The 23,100-nt window shown below is 69.0% G+C and carries 11 protein-coding genes (1 of these 11 running past the window's edge); 10 read left to right on the top strand and 1 reads right to left on the bottom strand.

From position 1 onward, the window contains the following. The first annotated feature begins 53 nt into the window (after window positions 1–53). From BLV94_RS13920 to BLV94_RS13910, 3 genes are all read left to right on the top strand, one after another. On the top strand, window positions 54–1,256 hold the full coding sequence (locus BLV94_RS13920) for a sensor histidine kinase (RefSeq protein ID WP_072945626.1): 1,203 nt from the start codon (window positions 54–56) through the stop codon (window positions 1,254–1,256). Beyond that, complete coding sequence (locus BLV94_RS13915; RefSeq protein WP_072945628.1) at window positions 1,253–1,879, top strand: response regulator; 627 nt, start codon at window positions 1,253–1,255, stop codon at window positions 1,877–1,879. Before BLV94_RS13920 ends, BLV94_RS13915 begins: the two co-directional genes overlap by 4 nt. Before the next feature lie 147 nt (window positions 1,880–2,026). Then, complete coding sequence (locus BLV94_RS13910) at window positions 2,027–2,296, top strand: GlsB/YeaQ/YmgE family stress response membrane protein (protein WP_072945630.1); 270 nt, start codon at window positions 2,027–2,029, stop codon at window positions 2,294–2,296. A 49-nt stretch (window positions 2,297–2,345) separates the two neighbouring features. Here BLV94_RS13910 and BLV94_RS13905 read toward each other — a convergent pair whose 3' ends face one another. Further along, window positions 2,346–2,987, bottom strand: a complete 642-nt coding sequence (locus BLV94_RS13905) for an SACE_7040 family transcriptional regulator (protein WP_072945633.1) — start codon at window positions 2,985–2,987, stop codon at window positions 2,346–2,348. A 115-nt stretch (window positions 2,988–3,102) separates the two neighbouring features. Between BLV94_RS13905 and BLV94_RS13900 the strand changes: the two genes are divergently transcribed. From BLV94_RS13900 to BLV94_RS13865, 7 genes are all read left to right on the top strand, one after another. After that, a complete protein-coding gene (locus BLV94_RS13900; RefSeq protein ID WP_072945635.1) occupies window positions 3,103–4,692 on the top strand; it encodes a carboxyl transferase domain-containing protein in 1,590 nt (529 codons plus the stop codon). Between the two features lie 14 nt (window positions 4,693–4,706). Further along, window positions 4,707–6,716 carry an acetyl/propionyl/methylcrotonyl-CoA carboxylase subunit alpha gene (locus BLV94_RS13895; RefSeq protein WP_072945637.1) on the top strand — a complete coding sequence of 670 codons (2,010 nt, stop codon included), beginning with the start codon at window positions 4,707–4,709 and terminating at the stop codon, window positions 6,714–6,716. Continuing rightward, window positions 6,713–7,873 (top strand): acyl-CoA dehydrogenase family protein, encoded by a 1,161-nt coding sequence (locus BLV94_RS13890; protein WP_072945639.1) that lies wholly within the window; start codon window positions 6,713–6,715, stop codon window positions 7,871–7,873. The genes BLV94_RS13895 and BLV94_RS13890 overlap by 4 nt, the downstream gene beginning before the upstream one ends. After that, the gene (locus tag BLV94_RS13885) at window positions 7,870–8,370 is read left to right on the top strand and encodes a MaoC family dehydratase (protein ID WP_072945641.1); all 501 of its coding nucleotides are present in this window, start codon (window positions 7,870–7,872) and stop codon (window positions 8,368–8,370) included. Before BLV94_RS13890 ends, BLV94_RS13885 begins: the two co-directional genes overlap by 4 nt. Continuing rightward, window positions 8,367–9,200 (top strand): HpcH/HpaI aldolase/citrate lyase family protein, encoded by an 834-nt coding sequence (locus BLV94_RS13880; RefSeq protein WP_072945643.1) that lies wholly within the window; start codon window positions 8,367–8,369, stop codon window positions 9,198–9,200. The genes BLV94_RS13885 and BLV94_RS13880 overlap by 4 nt, the downstream gene beginning before the upstream one ends. Before the next feature lie 60 nt (window positions 9,201–9,260). Then, window positions 9,261–11,201, top strand: a complete 1,941-nt coding sequence (locus BLV94_RS13875; RefSeq protein ID WP_072945645.1) for an acetoacetate--CoA ligase — start codon at window positions 9,261–9,263, stop codon at window positions 11,199–11,201. A gap of 1,335 nt (window positions 11,202–12,536) precedes the next feature. Further along, a protein-coding gene (locus BLV94_RS13865) for a non-ribosomal peptide synthase/polyketide synthase (RefSeq protein WP_371851570.1) crosses the window boundary here: on the top strand, window positions 12,537–23,100 show its 5' end (the start). The gene runs 23,195 nt beyond the window's last position; the window shows 10,564 of its 33,759 coding nt (coding positions 1–10,564); its start codon is at window positions 12,537–12,539; its stop codon lies beyond the right edge, outside the window.

The following is a 23,100-nucleotide window of genomic DNA, read 5'->3' as shown; positions in this document are numbered from 1 at the left end:
ATCATCCGAACGGTGGATCCGCGACCTGCCGCACGTCCGTAGGATCCACAGACGTGACTGGACCCGTGGACGGAGTGGACAGGTCGGCCGGCGAGAGTCTGCGCGGCCCGCTCGGTACGGCCATCCATGTCTCCTTCTACGTTCTCCTCGCGACGTCGACGGCGCGGTACCTCACGTACCACGGTGTCAGCGGGCAGTTCGTCGTCGTGGTCGCGTTGATCGCGGCGCTCGCCGCGTTGTACACGTCGACCGTGGTGGTGGCGCGGCGGGGCGGCGCGTGGGAACCGTGGGTGTGGCCGGTGCTGACGACGTGGGCGGTACTCGTCTGGCTCGCGCCGAGTTTCGCGTGGTGCGCGTTTCCCATGTTCTTCCTCTGCACGAGGGCCTACCCGAGCCGTATCGCGTATCCCGTCGTCGGTGTTCTCGCCGTCCTCACGTCGCTGGCGTTCTTCGCGTTCTCCGGGCGCACCGAGTGGGCGGTGCTGGTGGGACCGCTGTGCACCGGCGCGCTGATCGTCATGGCGTACAGCCAGATCGAGCGGGACGGCCGGGAACGGGTGCGGCTGCTCCGTCAGGTCGCGGAGACGCGGTCCCGGCTCGCGGAGACCGAGCGGGAGGCGGGGGTCCTCGCCGAACGCGAACGACTGGCCCGCGAGATCCACGACACCGTGACGCAGGGACTGACGAGCAGTCTCCTCCGGCTCGAGGCCGCCGAGCAGATCTGGGCGCAGGCAGATCCGCGGGCGGAGGCGCGGGCCCGCGAGGACGTCCGTGTGGCGACCGGAACGCTGCGCGAGAACCTGGCGGAAACCCGCAGTCTCGTGCACCATCTCGCGGCGCCCAACCTGGAATCCCAGCCGCTCGACGCGGCGCTGCTCGCCGCCGCGCGTGCGCACCACCCGCGGGCGGAACTCCGGATCGTGGGCACTCCGATCGCGATTCCTGCGGAGGTGGCGCACGCGCTGCTGCGGATCACCCAGAGCGCCGTCTCCAACATCACCCGGCACGCACGGGCCGACACCGTCGGTGTCACCCTGACGTATCTTCCGGACGCCGTCGCACTCGACATCTACGACGACGGCGCCGGTTTCGACCCCGCACCCAGCGGATCTCCCTCGGACCGCGGCGGATACGGCCTGCGTGCGATGCGCAGCCGCGTCGAGCAACTGGGCGGCACGTTCACCGTCGAGAGCGCACCGGGCGAGGGCACCGTGGTGGCCGCACAGATACCGTGCGCGAGAGGAACCTCGGCATGACGACCGTGACCGTGCTGCTGGTCGATGATCACGCGGTCGTGCGCGCCGGACTGCGGGCGCTGCTCGACTCCCAGCCCGACATCGAGGTGATCGCCGAGGCGGGCACGGGCGAGGAGGCGGTCGACGCCGTGACCACCCGCCGGCCGCGGCTCGTGACGATGGATCTGGCCCTCGGATCCGGCATCGACGGGGTGGAGGCCATCCGCCGGATCCGGCAGGTCGACCGGGACCTGCCGGTGCTGGTGTTCACGACGTACGACACGGACGCCGACGTCGTCCGCGCCATCGACGCCGGTGCCATCGGGTACCTCCTGAAGGATTCGACGCCCCAGGAGATCTTCGCCGCCGTCCGCGGCGCGGCGGCCGGCCAGAGTGTGCTGTCGCCGCCCGTCGCGTCGCGCCTGCTGCAGCAGATGCAGCGCCCCGAGGAGGCTCTCACGCCGCGGGAGGCCGAATTGCTGACCCTGCTGGCCAAGGGGATGACCAACAAGGAACTCGGCAAAGCCCTGTTCATCAGCGAGGCGACGGTCAAGACGCACCTCGCGCACATCTACTCGAAGCTCGGTGTCGACACCCGGGCCGCGGCCGTGTCCGTGGCGCTGCGACGGCAGGGCATCCGCTGAACCGGGGGATTCGCGGTGGTACACCGCGTGAACCTTTTGGCAACGATTTGCCGAAGCCCTGTCGAACAGCTGTCCAGGTGGTTATGTTCGAAATGAGCGGTGACCTTCCGCTCGCACCATGAATTGCGTGTTGAGAGGACAAGGGCCATGGTCGGCAACATCATCGGCACCATCATCTTCGGTGCGGTCATCGGCGTTCTGGCGCGTCTCGTGATTCCGGGAAAGCAGGCGATGGGGTGGGTCATCACCGTCGTCCTCGGCATCATCGGTGCGCTGATCGGGTACTGGGTGTGGGAGGGGCTCCTCGGCAAGGGGAACACCGGAGGGATCGACTGGATCCGGTGGATCATCAGCATTGCCGCAGCGGCCGTGCTGTCGCTCGGATACACCGCGATGACGAGCAAGAACAGGGTGTAACCACCCGACAGTGCCTTGCGGCCCGTGAGTACTGCTCAACCGCCCGCGGTTAAGAAGTACTCACGGGCCGCAGGCATGAGAACGTCATGTCGCGCAGCACTTTCCGGGTGCGCGACGGTGTGGCGGGGTCGGCGCTGTGTGGGGTCGAGTTGATGAGCCCGAACGTGGCGTGCGCCTTGGTGCGGGCATCTGTCTCGTCCAGCGACGAATCCACCTGCAGAAGCACCTTCACCCAGATCTCCACGTAACGCCGCTGCGTCAGCCGGACCTCCCGGCGCGCGTCGGCGGGCAGGCTCTCCAGGTCTCGGTCCTGGATGCGAATGAGGTCGGGTTCCCCGAGTGCGAAGTCGAGATGGAAATCGATCAGACCTTCCAGCGCCGCGTCCGGGGATGTTGCCTCCGCGGCGACGAGCGACCCGCCTTCGAACAGCCGGGTGCTGATCCCGACGAGCAGTTCGACGAGGACGGCGTCCTTGTTGGGGAAGTGCCGGTACACGGCGGGGCCGCTGATTCCCGCCGCGGAGCCGAGGTCCTCGAGGCGGACTCCGAGGAAGCCCCGTTCGGCGATGAGGCGGGCGGCGGCGTCGAGCAGCTGGCGGCGGCGATCCGCCTTCATCTGCTCGCGGCGCGTGATCGGGGCACCGTCGATGGTCGGGGTCGTCGCTTCGGTGTCGTCGACGTCTGCAGTCATCGCCTTGCTCTTTCCGGGGTGCGGTCTGGACAACTCAGTTAATCACAGTTATCTTAGTTTCAGTTATCGATCATTAACTCACTCGGCACGGGCGTCAAGAAAAGAAGGCGGCAGGATGGCACTGGGCGGAATCACTGCACGGGAGGGCTACCGGGCAGAGCACACGAAATTGGTCGACGAGCTGAAGTCGCGGCTGGCCGTGGCCGCGCTCGGCGGCAGCGAGAAGTCGCGCGAGCGGCACGTGAGCCGAGGCAAGCTGCTGCCCCGCGATCGGGTGGACACGCTGCTCGATCCCGGCAGCCCGTTCCTGGAGATCTCGCCGCTGGCGGCGAACGGCCTGTACGACGACGAGTGCCCCGGTGCGGGCGTCATCGCCGGCATCGGCCGGGTGTCCGGCCGGGAATGCGTGATCGTCGCCAACGACGCGACCGTCAAGGGCGGCACCTACTACCCGATGACGGTGAAGAAGCACCTGCGGGCGCAGGAGATCGCGCTGCAGAACCAGCTTCCCTGCATCTACCTCGTCGACTCCGGCGGCGCGTTCCTGCCCAGGCAGGACGAGGTGTTCCCCGACCGCGAGCACTTCGGGCGCATCTTCTACAACCAGGCCACGATGAGCGCGCAGGGTATCCCGCAGATCGCGGCGGTCCTCGGCTCCTGCACCGCGGGCGGCGCCTACGTGCCAGCGATGAGCGACGAGGCGGTCATCGTCCGCAACCAGGGCACCATCTTCCTGGGCGGCCCGCCGCTGGTGAAGGCGGCGACCGGTGAGGTCGTGACGGCCGAGGAACTCGGCGGCGGCGACCTGCACTCGAAGGTTTCCGGTGTCACCGACCACCTCGCGGAGGACGACCAGGACGCGTTGCGGATCGTGCGGAACATCGTCGCGACCCTCGGCCCGCGCGCCGAGCGTCCGTGGGACGTGATCAGCGCCGTCCCCGCGACGGCGCCGCAGACCGACCTGTACGACGTGGTCCCCACCGACCCGCGCACCCCCTACGACGTCCACGAGGTCATCGACCGCATCGTCGACGGCAGTGAATTCCAGGAGTTCAAGGCCGAGTACGGCAAGACCCTGGTCACCGGTTTCGCGCACATCGAGGGCCACCCGGTCGGCATTATCGCCAACAACGGTGTGCTGTTCGCCGAGTCCGCGATGAAGGGTGCGCATTTCATCGAGCTGTGCGACAAGCGCAAGATTCCGCTGCTGTTCCTGCAGAACATTGCCGGTTTCATGGTCGGTCGCGACTACGAGGCCGGCGGCATCGCCAAGCACGGCGCGAAGATGGTGACCGCGGTGGCGTGTGCGCGGGTGCCGAAACTGACCGTCGTGATCGGCGGCTCCTACGGGGCGGGCAACTACTCGATGTGCGGGCGGGCGTACTCGCCGCGGTTCCTGTGGATGTGGCCGAACGCCCGGATCTCCGTGATGGGCGGGGAGCAGGCGGCGTCGGTGCTCTCGACGGTGCGCAGCGAACAACTCGACAGCGCGGGCAACCCCTGGCCGGCCGAGGACGAGGAGGCGTTCAAGGCGCCGATCCGCGAGCAGTACGAGGCGCAGGGCAACCCGTACTACTCGACCGCGCGGCTGTGGGACGACGGCATCATCGACCCCGCCGATACCAGAACTGTTCTCGGACTGGCGCTTTCGGTGTGTGCGAACGCACCGGTCGAGCCGGTCTCCTACGGCGTTTTCCGGATGTGAGTGGAATGACTGAAATGACTCGGATCGATACCGTCCTGGTGGCCAACCGCGGCGAGATCGCGGTGCGCGTGATCCGCACGCTGCGGGCCATGGGCATCCGTTCCGTCGCCGTCTTCAGCGAGGCGGACCGGGACGCGCGGCACGTCCGCGAGGCCGACACCGCGGTGTTGCTCGGCCCGGCCGCGGCGCGGGAGAGTTACCTCGTCATCGAGAAGGTGATCGAGGCGGCCCGCGCCACCGGCGCGCAGGGCATCCATCCCGGGTACGGGTTCCTGTCGGAGAACTCCAAGTTCGCCGGGGCGTGCGCGGATGCGGGGATCGCGTTCCTCGGCCCGTCCGCTCACGCCATCGAGGTGATGGGCGACAAGATCACCGCCAAGAACGCGGTGGCGAAGTTCGACGTTCCGGTCGTCCCCGGCATCGCCCGGCCCGGCCTGTCCGACGACGAACTGATCGCGGCCGCAGGCGACATCGGATACCCGGTGCTCGTCAAGCCCTCGGCGGGCGGCGGCGGCAAGGGCATGCGCCTGGTGGAGGAGCCGGGCGCGCTGGCCGAGGCGCTGCGCAGCGCGCGGCGTGAGGCGGCGTCGGCGTTCGGCGACGACACCCTCTTCCTCGAGCGATTCGTGCTGCGCCCCCGGCACATCGAGGTGCAGATCCTCGCGGACGGGCACGGCAACGTCGTCCACCTCGGGGAGCGCGAATGCAGTCTGCAGCGCAGGCACCAGAAGGTCATCGAGGAGGCGCCGTCGCCGCTGCTGGACGAGGCGACCCGCGCCCGGATCGGCGAGGCCGCCTGCAACACCGCGCGCAGCGTCGACTACTCCGGTGCGGGAACGGTCGAGTTCATCGTCTCCGCCGACAAGCCCGACGAGTTCTTCTTCATGGAGATGAATACCCGGTTGCAGGTCGAGCACCCGGTCACCGAACTCGTGACGGGCCTCGACCTCGTCGAGTGGCAGGTGCGGGTCGCCGCCGGTGAGCCGCTCGGGTTCACCCAGGACGACGTCACCCTCACCGGTCACGCCATCGAGGCCCGCGTCTACGCCGAGGACCCGAGCCGCGGCTTCCTGCCCACCGGTGGACTCGTCGCCGACGTGGTCGAACCCGCAGGCCCCGGTGTCCGCGTCGATTCCGGGTTGCAGCCGGGCACGGTGGTGGGCAGCGATTACGACCCGATGCTGGCGAAGGTCATCGCCCATGCCGACGACCGCGCCGCCGCGCTGCGGAAACTGGACCGCGCGCTGGCCGGCACGGGTGTGCTGGGAGTGGTCACCAACATCGAGTTCGCGCGCTTCCTGCTCGCCGACCCGGACGTGGTGGCGGGCGATCTCGACACCGGTCTGCTCGATCGGCGGCTCGAGGACTTCGTCGCCGCGGAGGCCACCGACGGCGCCCTGATCGCCGCCGCGGCGTTCCGGTGGTTGCAGCGCTGGCCCGTGGGGGCGCAGGCCGACCCGTGGGACGTTCCGAGCGGCTGGCGGGTCGGGACGCCCGCACCCACCAGCATCCGGTTGTCCTCGCCCACCCGCACCGACCACGTGCGAATCACGGGCAGCCCGTCCGAGGCCACCGCACAGGTCGAGGACGGCGACACCCTGTCGCTGACCGCGGCGCTCGACGGGTCCACGCTCTCGGTGGTGATCGACGGCAGGCGCGAGACCTACCGGGTCGCCCAGACCGACGGGCACATCTGGCTCGCCGGGTCGGACGGCACGACGATGCTGCGTGAGGTCCGCGAACTCAGTGTCCGCACCGGCGACGTCCACGCAGGCGAGGCGGAGATCACCAGCCCCATGCCCGGATCCGTCATCGCCGTCGGCGCCGAGGCCGGCGCCCACGTCACCGCCGGCCAGAGCCTCGTCGTGGTCGAGGCGATGAAGATGGAACATTCGCTCACCGCGCCCGTCGACGGCGTCGTCGACATCCTCGTCGTGCCCGGTGACCAGGTGATGGTCGACCAACTGCTCGCCCGAGTCACCCCGCACACCGACCCCACCGACACGAAAGAAGACGCGTCATGACCGAATTCCTTGCCACCGGCCAGCTTCCGGACGAGTACCAGCAGTTGGCGAAGACCGTCGCAGACTTCGCCAAGAACGTGGTGGCACCGGTCGCGGCGGAACACGACGCCAACCACACCTTCCCGTACGAGGTGGTGTCGGGGATGGCCGACATGGGCCTGTTCGGCCTGCCGTTCCCCGAGGAGTACGGCGGAATGGGCGGCGACTACTTCGCCCTGTGCCTGGCGCTCGAAGAACTCGGCAAGGTCGACCAGAGTGTCGCGATCACCCTGGAAGCCGGCGTGTCGCTGGGTGCGATGCCGATCTACCGGTTCGGCAACGAGGAGCAGAAGCAGGAGTGGCTGCCGCAGCTGACGAGCGGCAAGAGCCTGGCCGCGTTCGGGCTTACCGAGCCGGGTGCCGGAAGCGACGCGGGCGGCACGAAGACCACCGCGAAGTTCGACAGCGGTGAATGGATCATCAACGGCAACAAGCAGTTCATCACCAACTCCGGAACCGACATCACCAAGCTCGTCACCGTCACCGCGGTGACCGGGACGAAGGACGGCAAGAAGGAGATCTCCACCATCCTCGTGCCGACGTCGACACCCGGCTTCACCGCCGAACCGGCGTACAACAAGGTCGGCTGGAACGCCTCCGACACCCACCCGCTCACGTTCGCGGACGTGCGCGTCCCGGAGGAGAACCTGCTCGGCGAGCGTGGCCGCGGGTACGCGAACTTCCTGCGGATCCTCGACGAGGGGCGCATCGCCATCGCCGCGCTCAGCGTCGGCGCCGCCCAGGGATGCGTCGACGAGTCGGTCAAGTACGCCAAGGAACGGGAGGCGTTCGGGCGGCCGATCGGGCACAACCAGGCCATCGCCTTCAAGATCGCCCGCATGGAGGCGCGCGCCCACACCGCGCGCACGGCGTACTACGACGCCGCCGCCCGGATGCTGTCCGGCAAGCCGTTCAAGAAGCAGGCCGCCATCGCCAAGCTCGTCGCCTCCGAGGCGGCGATGGACAACGCCCGCGACGCCACCCAGATCCACGGCGGCTACGGGTTCATGAACGAGTACACCGTGGCGCGGCACTACCGGGACAGCAAGATCCTGGAGATCGGCGAGGGCACCACCGAGGTGCAGTTGATGCTGATCGCGCGGGAGGCGGGACTGTGACCTCCGCGGAGAGCACCACGGATACCGAACCGAGGCGAATCGTCCAGCGTGGCCTGTGGTTCGAGGAGTTCGAGCTGGGCGCGGTGTACGAGCACCGCCCCGGCCGGACCGTCACCGAGGCCGACAACGTCCTGTTCACGACGCAGACGATGAACACCCAGGCCCTGCACCTGGACGCGGCGTACAGCGAGGGCACCCAGTTCGGCGAGCGCCTCGTCAACTCGATGTTCACCCTCTCCACACTGGTCGGACTGTCGGTGGCGCAGCTGACGCAGGGGACCATCGTCGCGAACCTGGGGTTCTCGGAGATCAGTTTCCCGAAGCCGTTGTTCCACGGGGACACGCTGTACGCGGAGACGAAGATCGCGGACAAGCGCGAATCGAAGAGCCGTCCCGGCGAGGGCATCGTCACGCTCGAGCACACCGGCCGCAACCAGAACGGCGACGTGGTGGCGATCGCGGTCCGCAAGACCCTCGTCCAGAAGAAGCCGTCGTGAGCTGGGAACTGCCCGGTCCCGCCTGGTTGTTCTGCCCGGCGGACCGGCCCGAACGGTACGCGAAGGCGGCCGCGGCGGCCGACGTCGTGATCCTCGACCTCGAGGACGGGGTGGCGGCCGGCGACAAGGAAGCGGCCCGGGTCGCCCTCATCGACACCCCGCTCGATCCCGATCGCACCGTCGTGCGGGTCAACCCGGTCGGCACCGAAGACCACGAACGCGACCTGCTGGCGCTCGACGGCACCCGCTACACCCGGCTCATGCTCGCCAAGTGCGAGTCGGCCGACCAGGTGCTGTCGCTGGCTCCGCGCGAGGTGATCGCCCTGGTCGAGTCGCCGCTCGGTGCGCTCGCGGTCACCGAGATCGCGTTGGCGGCCAGCACCATCGGTGTGATGTGGGGGGCCGAAGACCTCGTCGCCGCGATGGGCGGCAACTCCAGCCGCCGCGACGACGGCAGCTACCGCGACGTCGCCACCCAGGTGCGGTCGTCGACGCTGCTGGCTGCCAAGGGTTATCACCGGCTCGCGCTGGACTCCGTCTATCTCGACATCAAGGACCTGGGTGGGCTCCGCGCCGAAGCACTCGATGCCGTCGCCGTCGGATTCGACGTCAAGGTCGCCATCCACCCGAGTCAGGTCGCGGTGATCCGCGAGGCGTATGCGCCGTCCGAAGAGGACGTCGACTGGGCGACGCGGGTTCTCGCCGCCGTCGCCGATCAGCGCGGGGTGTTCGCGTTCGAGGGAAAGATGGTGGACGCGCCGGTCCTGCGTCACGCCGAGGCGATCCTGCGCCGCTCACAGGTCGGTTCGGCGCGGGACACGCCGGCCTGAGGTCGGCGGTAGGCGGCGAAAGAGCGCGGAACGGCCGCGCTCTCGGGGAAGATGGTGCCCATGGCTGCCGATCCGCAATGGGTTCCCACCGAAGCCGACGTGCGCGACGCGGTGATCACCGATTTCGCCGCGTTCGTCGCGCGGCGCCACAGTGTCACGGTCGACGACTACCGGTCGCTGTGGCGCTGGTCGGTGGCGGCGCCGGGGGAGTTCTGGCAGGGCGTGTGGGACTACTTCGAGTTCCGGTCCGCCACCGACCCCGGGCCCGCCCTCGCCGACGCCGCGATGCCGGGCGCCGTCTGGTTTCCGGGGGCCACGCTCAACTATGTCGACCACGTCTTCCGGAATGCCCGCCCCGGCTGTCCGGCGATCCTGTACGCGGGTGAGGGCTGCGCCGACGTCTCGATCGGGTGGGACGAGTTGCGGTCCGCGGTGGCGGGACTCGCCGCGACGCTTCGCGAGCACGGGGTCGGGGTCGGGGATCGCGTGGTCGGCTACCTTCCGAACATCCCCGAGGCCGTGGTCGCATTCCTCGCCACGGCGTCGCTCGGCGCCGTGTGGGCGGCGTGCGGGCAGGACTACTCCGCGCCGGCCGCGCTCGATCGGCTGGGTCAACTGGAGCCGGCAGCGCTGATCACCGCGGACGGGTACCGGTTCGGGGGCAAGGAGCACGACCGTCTGGGGGCGGTGGCCGAGCTGCGCGCCGGGTTGTCGCCGGCCCTCACCGTGGTGGTGCCCCACCTCGATGCGGACGCCGCCGTCGACGGCGGCGTCACCTGGGCGGAGGCCACCGCCGGGGGCCGCGCACTCGAGCCCGTTCCCGTCCCGTTCGACCACCCGTTGTGGGTGGTGTTCTCCTCGGGGACCACCGGCCTGCCGAAGGGCATCGTGCACGGTCACGGAGGTGTTCTCCTCGAACACGTGAAGTCGCTGGCGCTCCAGCTCGACATCGGCCGCGAGGACAAATTTTTCTGGTACACCAGTCCCAGTTGGATGATGTGGAACTTCCAGACGGCGGGCCTGCTGGTGGGAGCCACGATCGTCTGTTACGACGGAAGCCCGTCGCATCCGACTCCGGATGCGTTGTGGGCCTTGGTGTCACGACTGGGTGTCACGGTGGCCGGCACCAGTCCCGGCTACGTTCTCGCGTGCGACAAGGCGGGGGTGATCCCCGTCCGCGACCACGATCTGAGCGCGCTGCGCACGGTGGGAGTCACCGGATCGACGCTGCCTGCGGCGTCGTCGCTGTGGCTGTCGGAGAACGTCGGTCGCCGCGTTCCCGTCGTGTCGATCACCGGTGGGACCGACGTGGTGTCGGCGTTCATCGGGGGAGCGCGCACCGTCCCGGTCTGGCCTGGCGAGCTGTCCGCCCCCTGCCTCGGGGTCGCCGTCGAGGCGTTCGACGAGTCGGGCCGGCCGGTGCGAGACGAGGTGGGCGAACTCGTCGTCACCGCGCCGATGCCGTCCATGCCGGTGTCGTTCTGGAACGATCCGGACGGAAAGCGTTACCGCGAAGCTTATTTCGAAGTGTTCCCCGGAGTGTGGCGGCACGGTGACTGGATCACGATCACCGATCGCGGGACCGTCCTCATGCACGGAAGGTCCGATTCCACGTTGAACCGCAATGGAATCCGGATGGGTAGCGCCGACATCTACCAGGTGGTGGAGAAGCTCCCGGAGGTTGCCGAGGCGCTCGTCGTCGGGGTCGACCAGGCGGACGGCGGATACTGGATGCCGCTGTTCGTGGTCCTCTCGGAGGGTGCGGAACTCGACGACGCGCTGAAGCAGCGGATCCGCGGAGCTATCCGGGAGCAGGCATCGCCGCGGCACGTGCCCGACGACATCATCGAGGCGCCGGGCATCCCGCACACCCGCACCGGCAAGAAACTCGAGGTGCCGCTCAAGCGAATCTTCCAGGGTGCGGACGCGGGGCGGACGGTGGACCGCAGTGCCGTCGACGACCCCGGCCTGCTCGACTGGTTCGCGCGGCACGGACGCTGAGCAGCGACTCCGCCGATCTCAGTGTCGTTGGGCGCCAACAATTAGGTTAGGTTTACCTTTGTTACTGGCTGAGAGAGATCGACCTGCCGACGGCCGGGTATCCGCGAATGTGAGATATCTCCCGCCCGCCTCCGATTGGTCGCGCCGCAGCAAATGCGACTAATCGGACACCCGGGGTGCAGCGTTTCGGGAGCGCGTTCCAGATGCTGGGATGCGGCCGCGATCTCGCTGGTTCGCCCGTCCTCGCCGCGGTAGTGCCTGCGCTTCTCCGTGGCAGGTCAGCGGGCGATCTGCCCCGACCTGGATGCGCACAGCGCAGTGGTCGGGCGTCCAGTAGTCCGCTCGATATGGACGGGCGACGGACCTGGTCGGTTATTCCCCGCGCGCAACCTCGGGTGCTCGTCGTTTTGAGACCTGCTCGGGGCTTTGGTAGACACGGTGGTTGGCAAAAACTGCGGTCGCGGGGGGCAGTGGGTGTTCAACGCCGCGGTCGATCACCTGATCGGCTGCACCGTGCATGGAGGACAGTCGGGAGGCGGAACATGAAACTGGATACGACAGTTGTACACCTAGCGAAATTCCGACTCTCGGTACGGTATCCGCGTTCCGGTTGGACACGGCGCCCGGAATGTGGTTCTGCCTGTTGAATATGAGCGCGTCGAAGATCGAATTCAGGCCTGGTTCTGGAAGTATCGAGGGTTGGGTACGTCACAGCAGCGCCGGTAACGGTACTGGATCTGACACCGATGTAATTCCCGGCGTTGCCGCGGAACCGTACGAACCGAAAATGTCACCACCGAGCGAGAGGAGGCCGGAGCGATGATCGCGACGATGTTTCGTTCCTTCACCAGGGCCGTAGACTCGGCTCTCGACTCGGAGGATGACGAGCACCGATTGGGTGGCCGCTTGTTGGATCGATGAGAGAACGGAGCCACGTATGAACCCGCTCACCGCAAGTAGGTCGGGATGTAAGGGCCTTGGAGTGTTCGGCGTCGCAGGCAATCGGGTTTCGGACGATCGTCTGACATCGACTCCGAGTGTGGTGGAACTCTTCGATCAGTGCAGGTCCTCCCGCGCTCGGCACGTCCCTGTTCCGCGAGATGCTTCGAACCGGCAAGGCCCGTTCATGTGATGGCGTTCATCGGAAGACCGGCCCACGGCGCAGTCCGTGGGACCGAGAGCTACGAATCACCAAAGACACAGGCGGCAGTCGCCACGCGTTCGAGAACGGAGTAACCCTTGGGGTCGGGACATGCAGCGGGTAGTAGCGGTGCTCCGGAAGGAGCGTTTCCGCTGTCGGCCGCGCAGCGTGGCATCTGGTTCGCGCAACACGCGATGGGCGACGTTCCCCTCACTATCGCCCAGTACATCGAGCTTCGCGGCGACATCGACCTCGACCTCCTGACCGAGGCCAGCAAGCGCACCGGCCGGGAGTTCGGCTCCGGCTTCCTCCGCCTCGTCGAGATCGACGGCGTTCCGTACCAGTACGTCGACAAGGCGCTCGACGACGCCATCACTTATGTCGACCTGCGGGGCGAGGACGATTCCGTCGACGCCGCCGAGAAGTGGATGCGGGCCAACTACAGCGCCCCCGTCGACCTTCTCGAGGACCGCCTCGTCGTGGTCTACCTGCTCCACGTCGGCGAGAACCACTACTTCTGGTTCTGCCGCATTCACCACATCGCGCTCGACGGCTTCGGCGCGATGGCGCTGATCGCGCGCATCGCCGAGATCTACACCGCACTGGTCGAGGGCGCCGAGCCGCCGGCCTGCCGCGCCGAGGACCTGGTCCGGATCGTCGAGGACGAGCAGCGGTACCGCAATTCCGACCGCTTCGCGAAGGATCGCGAATACTGGGCCGAACGCACCGCGCACCTGCCCGAGGCCCCGAGCCTGGCCGGTCGTGCCGCGATGGTCGGCAAGTTCGCGCGACTCTCCTCCGAAGCACTGCCCGAGTCCACCGCCACCCTTCTCGACGAGGCGCTGGGCGGCAGTAACGCCAGTTCCGCGCCCATCGTGGTGGCCGCGTTCGCCGCGTACCTGGCCCACATGACCGACCGGACGGACGTCGTCCTCAGCCTGCCGGTGTCGGCCCGCACCACCGCCACGTTGCGCCGCTCCGGTGGAATGGTGTCCAACATCGTTCCGCTCCGCCTCCAGATCACCCCGGAGATGACCGTCCCCGAGCTGGTCAAGAGCGTGCAGATCGAACTCACCGGGGCCCTGCGCCGCCAGCGCTACCGGCACGAGGACATCCGCCGCGACGCCGGCGCGCCCCAGGGGCAGCGCGGCTTCTTCGGGCCCTCGATCAACATCATGATGTTCCACAGCGAGATCAAGCTGGGAACGGTCACCGGGCACCAGAACGTCCTCACCACCGGACCGGTCGAGGACCTCTCGCTCAACATCTACCAGGGTGTGGCAGGCAGCAAGATCCACATCGACTTCGAGGCCAACCCCAACCTGTACTCGGCGGACGAGCTGGACCGTCACCACAGCCGATTCTTCGACTTCTTCGAGCGCTTCCTCGGCGCCGGCGACGACGCCTCGGTGTCCGACCTGGCCACGATGAGCGGTGAGGAGTACGAGCAGGTCGTGACGCGGTGGAACGGCGACGTCGTGGCCCCGCCTGCGGGCACCGTCGTCGACCTGTTCGACGCCCAGGTCGCGCGCACGCCCGACGCGACGGCACTCGTCTTCGAGAGCGAGGAACTCACCTACGCCGAGTTCGACGCGCGGGTGAACCGCCTCGCCCGGACGCTGATCGGCCGTGGCGTGGGTCCGGAGACCAAGGTCGCCCTCGCGATCCGCCGCTCACTCGACTCCATGGTCGCGATGTACGCCGTCGTCAAGGCAGGCGCCGCATACGTGCCCCTCGACCCCGACCACCCCGCCGAGCGCACCGCGTACGTGCTCGACAGCGCCCGCCCGCTGTGCATCCTCACGGTCGCGCGGGACGGTCTCGTCTTCCCCGCCGATCACGACGTCGTGGAGATCGACGCCGTGGATCCGAGCGGCGTCCCGGCGGGCCCGATCCGCGACGAGGAGCGGACTGCGGGCCTGCAGGCCGCCAACCCGGCGTACGTCATCTACACGTCCGGGTCCACCGGGCGTCCGAAGGGTGTGGCGGTGAGCCACGCTGCCGTCCTGAACCAGGTCACATGGATCGCGTCGCGCTACGGCCTCGACGCGCACGACGTCGTGCTGCAGAAGACGCCGACGACGTTCGACGTGTCGGTGTGGGAACTGTTCGCCGCACTCGCCTCCGGGTCGCGCGTGGTGATCGCCGCACCCGAGGGGCATCGCGACCCCGCCTATCTCGCCGACGTGATCGCGCGCGAGAACGTCACGGCGACGTCGTTTGTCCCGTCGATGCTGTCGGTGTTCGTCTCCGAGGCCGACCGCGAACAACTCGTCAGCCTGCGCGTCGTTCTCGTTGCGGGAGAAGCATTTCCGCCTGCCGTCGCAGCAGCGTTCCGGGCGAAGTCCGGCGCCGAGTTGCACAACCTGTACGGCCCCACCGAGTTCACCGTGCACGCCACCGCCGGCGAGGTGGATCGGGAGTCGGTCCACACGATCCCCATCGGCACCCCGGTGTGGAACACCGAGGCGTACGTGCTCGACGGCCACCTCCGGCCCGCGCCCATCGGATCCGCGGGAGAGCTCTATCTCGCGGGCGCCCAGGTGGCCCGCGGCTACGAGGGCAGGCCGGAACTCACCGCAGAACGCTTCGTGGCCAATCCTTTCGACGCCACGGGTACCCGCCTGTACCGCACCGGCGACCTCGTCAAGTGGCGCGTCGACGGCAGCATCGAGTACCTCGGCCGCACCGACTTCCAGGTGAAGGTGCGCGGACTGCGGATCGAGCTGGGCGAGATCGAGTCCGCGATGTCCTCGTATCCTCATGTGGCGCAGTCGGTTGTGGTCGTGCACGACAGTTCCCTCGGGCAGCGGCTCGTCGGTTACGTCGTTCCCGAGGCCGGTTCCGCGGTGGACGTCGACGATCTGACGGTCCACGTCGGCCGCGCGGTGCCCTCGTACATGGTTCCCGACGCCGTCATGGTGCTCGCCGAGATGCCGGTCGGCGCGAGCGGCAAGCTCGACCGGAAGGCGCTGCCCGAACCCACGTTCGCGGCGGAGTCCAGCGAGTACGTGGCTCCCCGCAGCACCATGGAGGAGTCGATCGCCGGCCTGTTCGCCGAGGTCCTCGGTCTGCCGCGCGTCAGTGTCGGCGACTCGTTCTTCGCGCTCGGCGGCGACAGCATCGTCTCGATCCAGCTGGTGTCCCGCGCGAAGGAAGCCGGCGTCCTGTTCACAGCCCGGGACGTCTTCGAGCGCAAGACCGTTGCCTCGCTCGCCGAGGTCGCGAAGTCCGCATCCGAGTCGGCGACGGTGCACGTCCTCGAGGAGTTGCCGGGCGCCGGTATCGGCACCATGCCGCTGACCCCGGTCGTGCACTGGATGACGGAGCTGGGTGGCGACTTCCACCGGTACTCCCAGTCCATTCTCCTCGCGCTGCCGCCGAAGGTGGAGCGCGAGCGCCTGGTGCGCACGCTGGCGGCCGTCGTCGATCGCCACGACGCCCTGCGTTCGTCGTTGCGGCGCAACGACTCTCCGTCCGGGTGGTCGCTGGAGGTCGCTCCGATCGGCTCGGTCGACGTCGACCGCCTCGTCGATCGCGTCGAATTCACCGAGGGTCCCGGCACCGGCACGTTCGAGTCGCTGGCAGCGCACGCCCTCGAGCGCACCGTGGACAGGCTGGACCCGGCGACCGGCGGTGTGGTGCGTTTCGTCTGGTTCGCGCCCGCCGAGGACTCCGCCGAACCCGCACCTCGGGACGCCGCGGACGGCGACACCGCGGAGGCGGAGAGCGCCCCGCGAACGGGACGCCTGCTCGTGGTGATCCACCACCTCGCGGTGGACGGCGTGTCCTGGCGAGTGCTGGTGCCCGACTTCGCGTCCGCCTGGGGGCAGATCGCCGCCGGGGCCGACCCGCTGCTCCCGGCCGTCGGGACCTCGGTCCGCCGCTGGGCGCACGGCCTCGCCGACAACGCGCGCAGTGCCCGGCGCGTGGGCGAACTGGACTACTGGCGCACCACGCTGGACGGTGCGGACCCGCTGATCGGTTCGCGCGCCCTCGACGGCCGCGACACGGTCTCGACCACCGGGCGGGTCCGCCTGGAGGTCCCGGCGGACGTCACCGACGGTCTGCTGACCGACGTGCCGCGCGCCTTCCACGGTGGCGTGAACGACGGTCTTCTCACCGCCCTCGCGCTTGCCGTCGCGGCGTGGCGCGCGGAACGCGGGATCACCGAGTCCACCGAGTCCTCCACGCTCGTGCACCTCGAAGGCCACGGCCGCGAGGAGACGGTGCTCCCCGGCGCCGACCTGTCCCGCACGGTGGGCTGGTTCACCAGCATGTTCCCGGTCCGGTTGTCGGCGCCCGGAGTCGACGTCCGTGACGCCCTCGCCGGCGGTGCGGCCGCAGGTCAGGCCGTCAAGTCGGTGAAGGAACAACTCGCGCGCGTACCCGAGCACGGCATCGGTTACGGAATGCTGCGGTTCCTCAACGCCGAGACCCGCGCGGTTCTCGCGGCGCTGCCGAGCCCCCAGATCAGCTTCAACTATCTGGGCCGCGTGTCGGTCGGCGAGATTCCCGCCGCGTTCCGGGCTGCAGGCTGGGTCCCCGACACCGACACGATGGAGCTGACCGGCACCCGCAACAGCGAGATGCCGGTGCACTTCGCCCTCGACATCAACGCGATGATCGTGGACGTCGAAGGCGAACAACGACTTTCGGCCACCGTCGACTTCCCGCAGGGTGTCCTCACGGACGCCGAGGTGGGGGAGCTCACCGGCCTGTGGACGCGCGCGCTCGAAGGGCTCGTCGAGCACACGAAGCGGCCGGGAGCCGGCGGCCGAACGCCGTCGGACCTCGACCTCGTTCCGCTGAGCCAGAGCCGGATCGACACCCTCGAGAGCGACTACCCCGCGCTCGCCGACGTCTGGTCGCTGGCCCCGCTGCAGGTGGGCCTGCTGTTCCACGCGTCGCTGGCCGGTGCCACCACCGACGTGTACACCACCCAGCTGGTCATGGACCTGGGCGGATCCGTCGACACCGGCCGACTCCGCCGCGCCGCGGAATCGCTCGTCGCCCGGCACCCCAACCTGCGCACCGCTTTCGTCGCGGGCGACGACGGCACCGGCATGCAGGTGGTCGTCGACCGGGTGGACGTGCCGTGGACGCACGTCGACCTGTCGGCCTCGTCCGAGCACGACCGGGACGCCGAACTCGATGCGCTGATGCTCGCGAACCGGACGGACCGGTTCGACATGACGGCCCCGCCTCTGGTGCGATTCCTGCTGGTCGAGACGGGTGCGGACCGCTACCGGTTCGCCGTCACCAACCACCACATCCTGCTGGACGGCTGGTCGCTGCCGATCCTCATCCAGGATCTGCTGACCCTGTACGCGGTGGACGGCGACGCGCTGGCGCTGCCGCAGCCGCGTCCGTACCGCAGCTACCTCGAGTGGCTGGCGGCACAGGATCCGCAGGTGTCGGTGGACGCGTGGGCGAAGGCCCTCGACGGTGTCGAGGAGCCCACCCTCCTCGCGCCTGCACACACGGAGACGGCCCCGGCGCTCACCCCCGGTGAGCTCGTCATCGATCTGCCGGACGACCTGCTCGCCGACATGACCGCGCGCTCGCGCGAACTCGGCGTCACCATGAACACACTGGTCCAGGCCGCGTGGGGAATCGTGCTGGGCAGGCTGACCGGACGGGACGACGTGGTGTTCGGCACCACCGTCTCGGGCCGTCCGCCGCAGGTGCCCGGCATCGAGTCGATGCTCGGGCTCTTCATCAACACCCTGCCGGTCCGGGTCCGCGTGCAGGCAGGCGACGCCGTGCGCACCCTGCTCGACCGCATCCAGCACGAGCAGACCGAGTTGCTCGACCACCATCACGTCGGGCTCACCGACATCCAGCAGGGGCTCGGACTCGGAGCGCTGTTCGACACCCTGATGGTCTACGAGTCCTACCCGCTCGACCGTGAAGCCCTCACGAAGAACAGCGACATCGAGGGACTCCGCGTTCTCGACGTGACGTCCAACGACGCCACGCACTACCCGCTGGCGATCGTCGCGATGACCGACCCGCGGCTGCACCTGACCGCCAAGTTCCTTCCCGAGCTGTTCGAGGCCGCCGAGGTCGAGGAGATCATGGCGCGGGTCGTCCGCGTGCTCGGGGCGTTGTCCGGGGACGTAGACACGCGCATCGCGGACATCGACATCCTCGCTCCCGACGAGCGCGCGTCGCTGCTCGCGGCGCACGGCACCGACGCCGCCGCACCGCTGTCGCTGCCGGAGATCCTCGCTGCGGCCGCGGCGGAGAACGGCGAGCGCATCGCGCTCGTCGCGGACGGCGAGTCGATGACTTACGCGGAACTGGACGCGCGCTCGAGCCGTCTCGCGCGCGTGCTCATCGACCGCGGAGTCGGACCGGAAACGTCTGTGGCGCTCGGGATGACGCGCTCGCAGCACTCGGTGATCGGAACGTGGGCCGTGGCCAAGGCCGGCGGCACGTTCGTGCCCGTCGACCCCCGCTACCCGTCCGAGCGCATCGCGCACATGGTCGCCGACTCCGGCGCGATCCTCGGCCTCACCGTGTCCGCTCAGCGGGACGACCTTCCGTCGGGTGTCGACTGGCTCGCGCTGGACTCGTCCGAGTGCGAGTCGCTGTGCGCCCCGAAGTCGCCGGAGCCGGTGACGGATTCCGAGCGGACCGTGCCGGTCCGGCTCGAGGACGCGGCCTACATGATCTACACGTCCGGCACCACAGGTCTGCCCAAGGGCGTCGTCGTCACCCACACGGGTCTGGCCAACTTCTCCGCCGAACAGCGCACCCATTACGGGGTGAGCCCCTCGGCGCGGACCCTGCACTTCGCGTCCCCGAGTTTCGACGCGTCCGTCCTCGAACTGCTGCTCGCGTTCGGTTGCGGCGCGACGATGGTCGTGGCCCCCGCCGACCTGTACGGCGGCGAGGAACTGCGACACTTCCTCGCGGACAACGACGTCACCCACGCCTTCGTCACGCCCGCCGCGCTCGCGTCGGTGGAGCCGGCCGGACTCGATCGGCTCGAGGTCGTCGTCGTCGGCGGCGAGGCGTGCCCGCCGGAACTGGTGGAACGCTGGGCGCCGGGCCGCCGGATGTACAACGGCTACGGTCCCACCGAGGCCACGGTCATGAGCAACGTCAGCAACATGCTGGTGCCCGGGAACCGGATCGAGATCGGCGGTCCCGTCTGTGCCGTCACCGTCTACGTCCTCGACGCACTCCTGCGCCCGGTACCCGTCGGCGTGGCAGGGGAGCTGTACATCGCGGGCCCCGGTCTCGCCCGCGGATACCACGACCGTCTCGGCCTCACCTCCGAACGATTCGTCGCCAACCCGTTCGGTGAGAACGGCAGCCGGATGTACCGCACGGGCGACATCGTCCGGTTCGTCGCCGACCCCGGGCACCGCGCCGGTTACGGGGTGGAGTACGTGGGCCGCAGCGACTTCCAGGTGAAGGTCCGCGGCTTCCGCATCGAACTCGGCGAGATCGACGCGGCGCTGGTGGCGCACCCGAACCTCGAATTCGCGGCCACCCTCGGCACGTCGCTGCCGTCGGGATCGACGGCCCTCGTGTCGTACGTGCTGCCGACCGCGGGTGCCACGGTCGACGTCGCCGAGGTGACGCACTTCGTCGGCGACACACTGCCGGCGCACATGGTGCCGAGCGCGATCGTCGTCCTCGACGAAATCCCGCTCACCACGGCAGGCAAACTCGACCGGAAGGCTCTGCCCGAGCCCGATTTCGACGCCCTGCAGGGCGAGATGGTCGAACCGCGCACACCCACCGAGGAACTGGTCGCCGGTGTCCTCGCGGACGTGCTCGGGCTTCCGAAGATCAGCGTCGCCGAGTCGTTCTTCGACCTCGGCGGCAACTCGCTCGTCGCGACGAAGGCAGTTGCGCGGCTCAACGCCGCCGCAGGCACCCGACTGGGCGTGCGCGAGTTGTTCGAGGCGCCGACCGTGGAGCGGCTCGCCGCCAAGGTCGCCGAGCAGGCAGGCACCGGCTCGGACCGCCCGGCGCTCGTCGCGCGGCCGCGCCCCGAGCGCGTTCCGTTGTCGATGGCGCAGCAGAGCATGTGGCTGATGAACCGGTTCGACACGGCGTCCTCGGCGTACAACATCCCGCTCGCCGTTCGGCTGTCCGGTGCACTCGACATCGACGCGATGTCGTCGGCCGTCTCCGACGTACTCGCGCGGCACGAGTCGCTGCGGACGGTGTTCCCGGACTCCGCCGACGGGCCGTACCAGCAGGTCGTCGACGTCACCCAGGTTCCGTTCGACCTCACGCCCGTGCGGGTGCCCGAGGCCGGGCTCCACACGGCCCTCACCGAATTCGCCACCAAGGGATTCGACGTCACGGTCGCGCCCCCGCTGCGGATCCGGCTGTTCGCCACGAGCGAGAGCGAATTCCTGCTCGTCCTCGTGGTGCACCACATCTGCGCCGACGGCGCGTCGATGGCGCCGCTCGCGCGGGACGTCATGGTCGCCTACAGCGCGCGCACCGCGGGCGCGGCCCCGCTGTGGCAGCCGCTGCCGGTGCAGTACCCCGACTTCGCGCTCTGGCAGCGTGACGTCCTCGGCGACCCCGCCGACATGCGGTCGCTCGCGGGCAAGCAGATCGCCCACTGGGCGGACACCCTTGCCGGGGCACCCGAGCTGATCGACCTGCCGCTGGACCACGTACGCCCGGCCAGGCAGTCGATGCTGGGCGACTCGATCGACTTCGCGATCACCCCGGAGTTGCGGCGCGGCCTCGAAGCGGTCGGCAAGGACCACGGAGCGTCCCTCTTCATGGTGACGCACGCCGCACTGACGACGCTGCTGTCGCGGCTGAGCAACAGCGACGACATCACCGTCGGCACCCCGCTCGCCGCACGCGGCGACCAGGCGCTCGACGACCTCGTCGGCATGTTCGTCAACACCCTCGTCCTGCGTACCCACGTGCGGCCGGGAGATTCGTTCTCCGGTCTCGTCGACCGGGTCCGCGAGGGTGACCTGGCGGCATTCGGCAATTCCGACGTGCCGTTCGAGAAGATCGTGGAGGCGCTGCGGATCCGGCGCTCGGCGGCCTATTCGCCGCTGTTCCAGGTGATGCTGTCGTTCCAGAACAACCGGATGGACGCGCTCGAACTGCCCGGGCTGACCGTGCGCGTGATCGACGATATGGCGCAGGGCGCCAAGTACGACCTCACGTTGACGATCACCGAGAAGGCCGACGAGTCGGGTCGGCCTGCGGGTCTGGGCGGGCGGTTCACGTTCGCCACCGACCTGTTCGAGCGCGGCACCGCCGAACGTATCGCGGAACGGTTCGTCAGGATCCTCGAGGCCGTCGTCACCGATCCCGGTGTCGCTGTAGGCGACATCGACATTCTCACCGAACACGAGAGAGCAAAGTTGAGCCAAGCGCGACCTGCCCGCACGATGACAGTTCGCGAGCTGCCGCAGCTTCTGGCTGCTGCGGTCGACGTCGCCCCCGACGCCGTGGCCGTCGCCCACGACGGCATGCAGGTGACGTACCGCGAGTTCGACGAGCGCCTGCGCTTGATGTCGGCTCCGCTGTCCGAGCGGGGCATGGGCCCCGACGCGATCGTGTCCGTCGTGCTGTCCGGCCTGGTTCCCACCATCATGATGGCCCCGCCGTCGGAGGACGGGAAGGACGGCTTCGGCACGATCCTCGACCAGGTCATCGCGGACGCGCACGCCCTGGTCGGCGACATCGAGATCGTGGCGCCCGCACCGGAGATCGTCGCCGGACCCGAGGCGGAGACCGCGGAGACGGAGGGCTGGCCGCTCGAACTCTTCGTCACCCGCTGGCAGGAGTGGGTCGAGCGCGACCCGCAGGCTCCCGCCGTCGTCGCCGGGGGTGTCTCGACCACCCGCGGCGAAGTGAACCGTCGCGCCAACCAACTCGCCCGCGAACTGGTGTCGCGGGGGGTTCGCCCCGACGACGTCGTCGCACTCCTCACCCCCCGATCCCTGGAATGGGTGATCGGGATGATCGCCGCCTGGAAGGTCGGCGCGGCCTACTCGCCGTTCGACCAGAAGTGGGGGATCGAGCGGATCACGGGACTGGTCGACGACAGCGGAACGCGGGCCGTGGTGGCCACCCGGTCCTGGAGCGGGCTCACCGGCGCACCCATCGGCAACGCGGCGCTCGACGACCCGATCGTGCTCGACGATCCCGAGACGGTGCGTCACCTCGCCTCACTCGACGACACCGATTTCCCGCACGATCCGTGGTCCGACGAGCACGCAGGCAAGCGCCTGGGGCACGTCATCTCGACGTCGGGCTCGACCGGACGGCCCAAGCCGACGATGGTCCCGATGCTGGGTCTGTCCAACAACTACCAGTCGTACCAGGGCGACCTCCGGGTGAAGGACGGCACCGGACTGCTGATCGCGAACTCGCCGCTGTTCGACCAGACGCAGAAGAACATCTGGGTGGGACTCGCGTACGGCGGCGTGCTCCACCTCGCCGACGACGGCTTCGATCCGGGACCGATTCTCCGCATGATCGGCACCGGCGACGTCCAGATCACCAACCTCGCGCCGAGTGCGTTCGAGGTCCTCACCGAACTGGACACCGAGGGTGTCCTGCCCAACCTGAAGGTGATTCTCCTCGGCGGCGAGATGCTGCGGCCGGCGGCGTGCACGGCGCTGATCGGCACGGACTCGCGCCTGCTCAACAATTACGGTCCGACCGAGGCCTCGGTCACGTGCTCCTCGTACGAACTGGACCTCTCCACCGCGGACGCCGAGAAGTGGCCGGTCCCGTTCGGCACCG

It is taken from the genome of Rhodococcus koreensis, from assembly GCF_900105905.1.
GTDB classification, from domain to species: Bacteria; Actinomycetota; Actinomycetes; order Mycobacteriales; family Mycobacteriaceae; genus Rhodococcus_F; species Rhodococcus_F koreensis.
This window is presented reverse-complemented; position numbering and strand designations above follow the sequence as displayed.

Coding starts and splice junctions, on each gene's coding strand:
- BLV94_RS13915 (WP_072945628.1), top strand. CDS start 1,253: ATGACGACCGTGACCGTGCTGCTGGTCGATGATCACGCGGTCGTGCGC.
- BLV94_RS13910 (WP_072945630.1), top strand. CDS start 2,027: ATGGTCGGCAACATCATCGGCACCATCATCTTCGGTGCGGTCATCGGC.
- BLV94_RS13905 (WP_072945633.1), bottom strand. CDS start 2,987: ATGACTGCAGACGTCGACGACACCGAAGCGACGACCCCGACCATCGAC.
- BLV94_RS13900 (WP_072945635.1), top strand. CDS start 3,103: ATGGCACTGGGCGGAATCACTGCACGGGAGGGCTACCGGGCAGAGCAC.
- BLV94_RS13895 (WP_072945637.1), top strand. CDS start 4,707: ATGACTCGGATCGATACCGTCCTGGTGGCCAACCGCGGCGAGATCGCG.
- BLV94_RS13890 (WP_072945639.1), top strand. CDS start 6,713: ATGACCGAATTCCTTGCCACCGGCCAGCTTCCGGACGAGTACCAGCAG.
- BLV94_RS13875 (WP_072945645.1), top strand. CDS start 9,261: ATGGCTGCCGATCCGCAATGGGTTCCCACCGAAGCCGACGTGCGCGAC.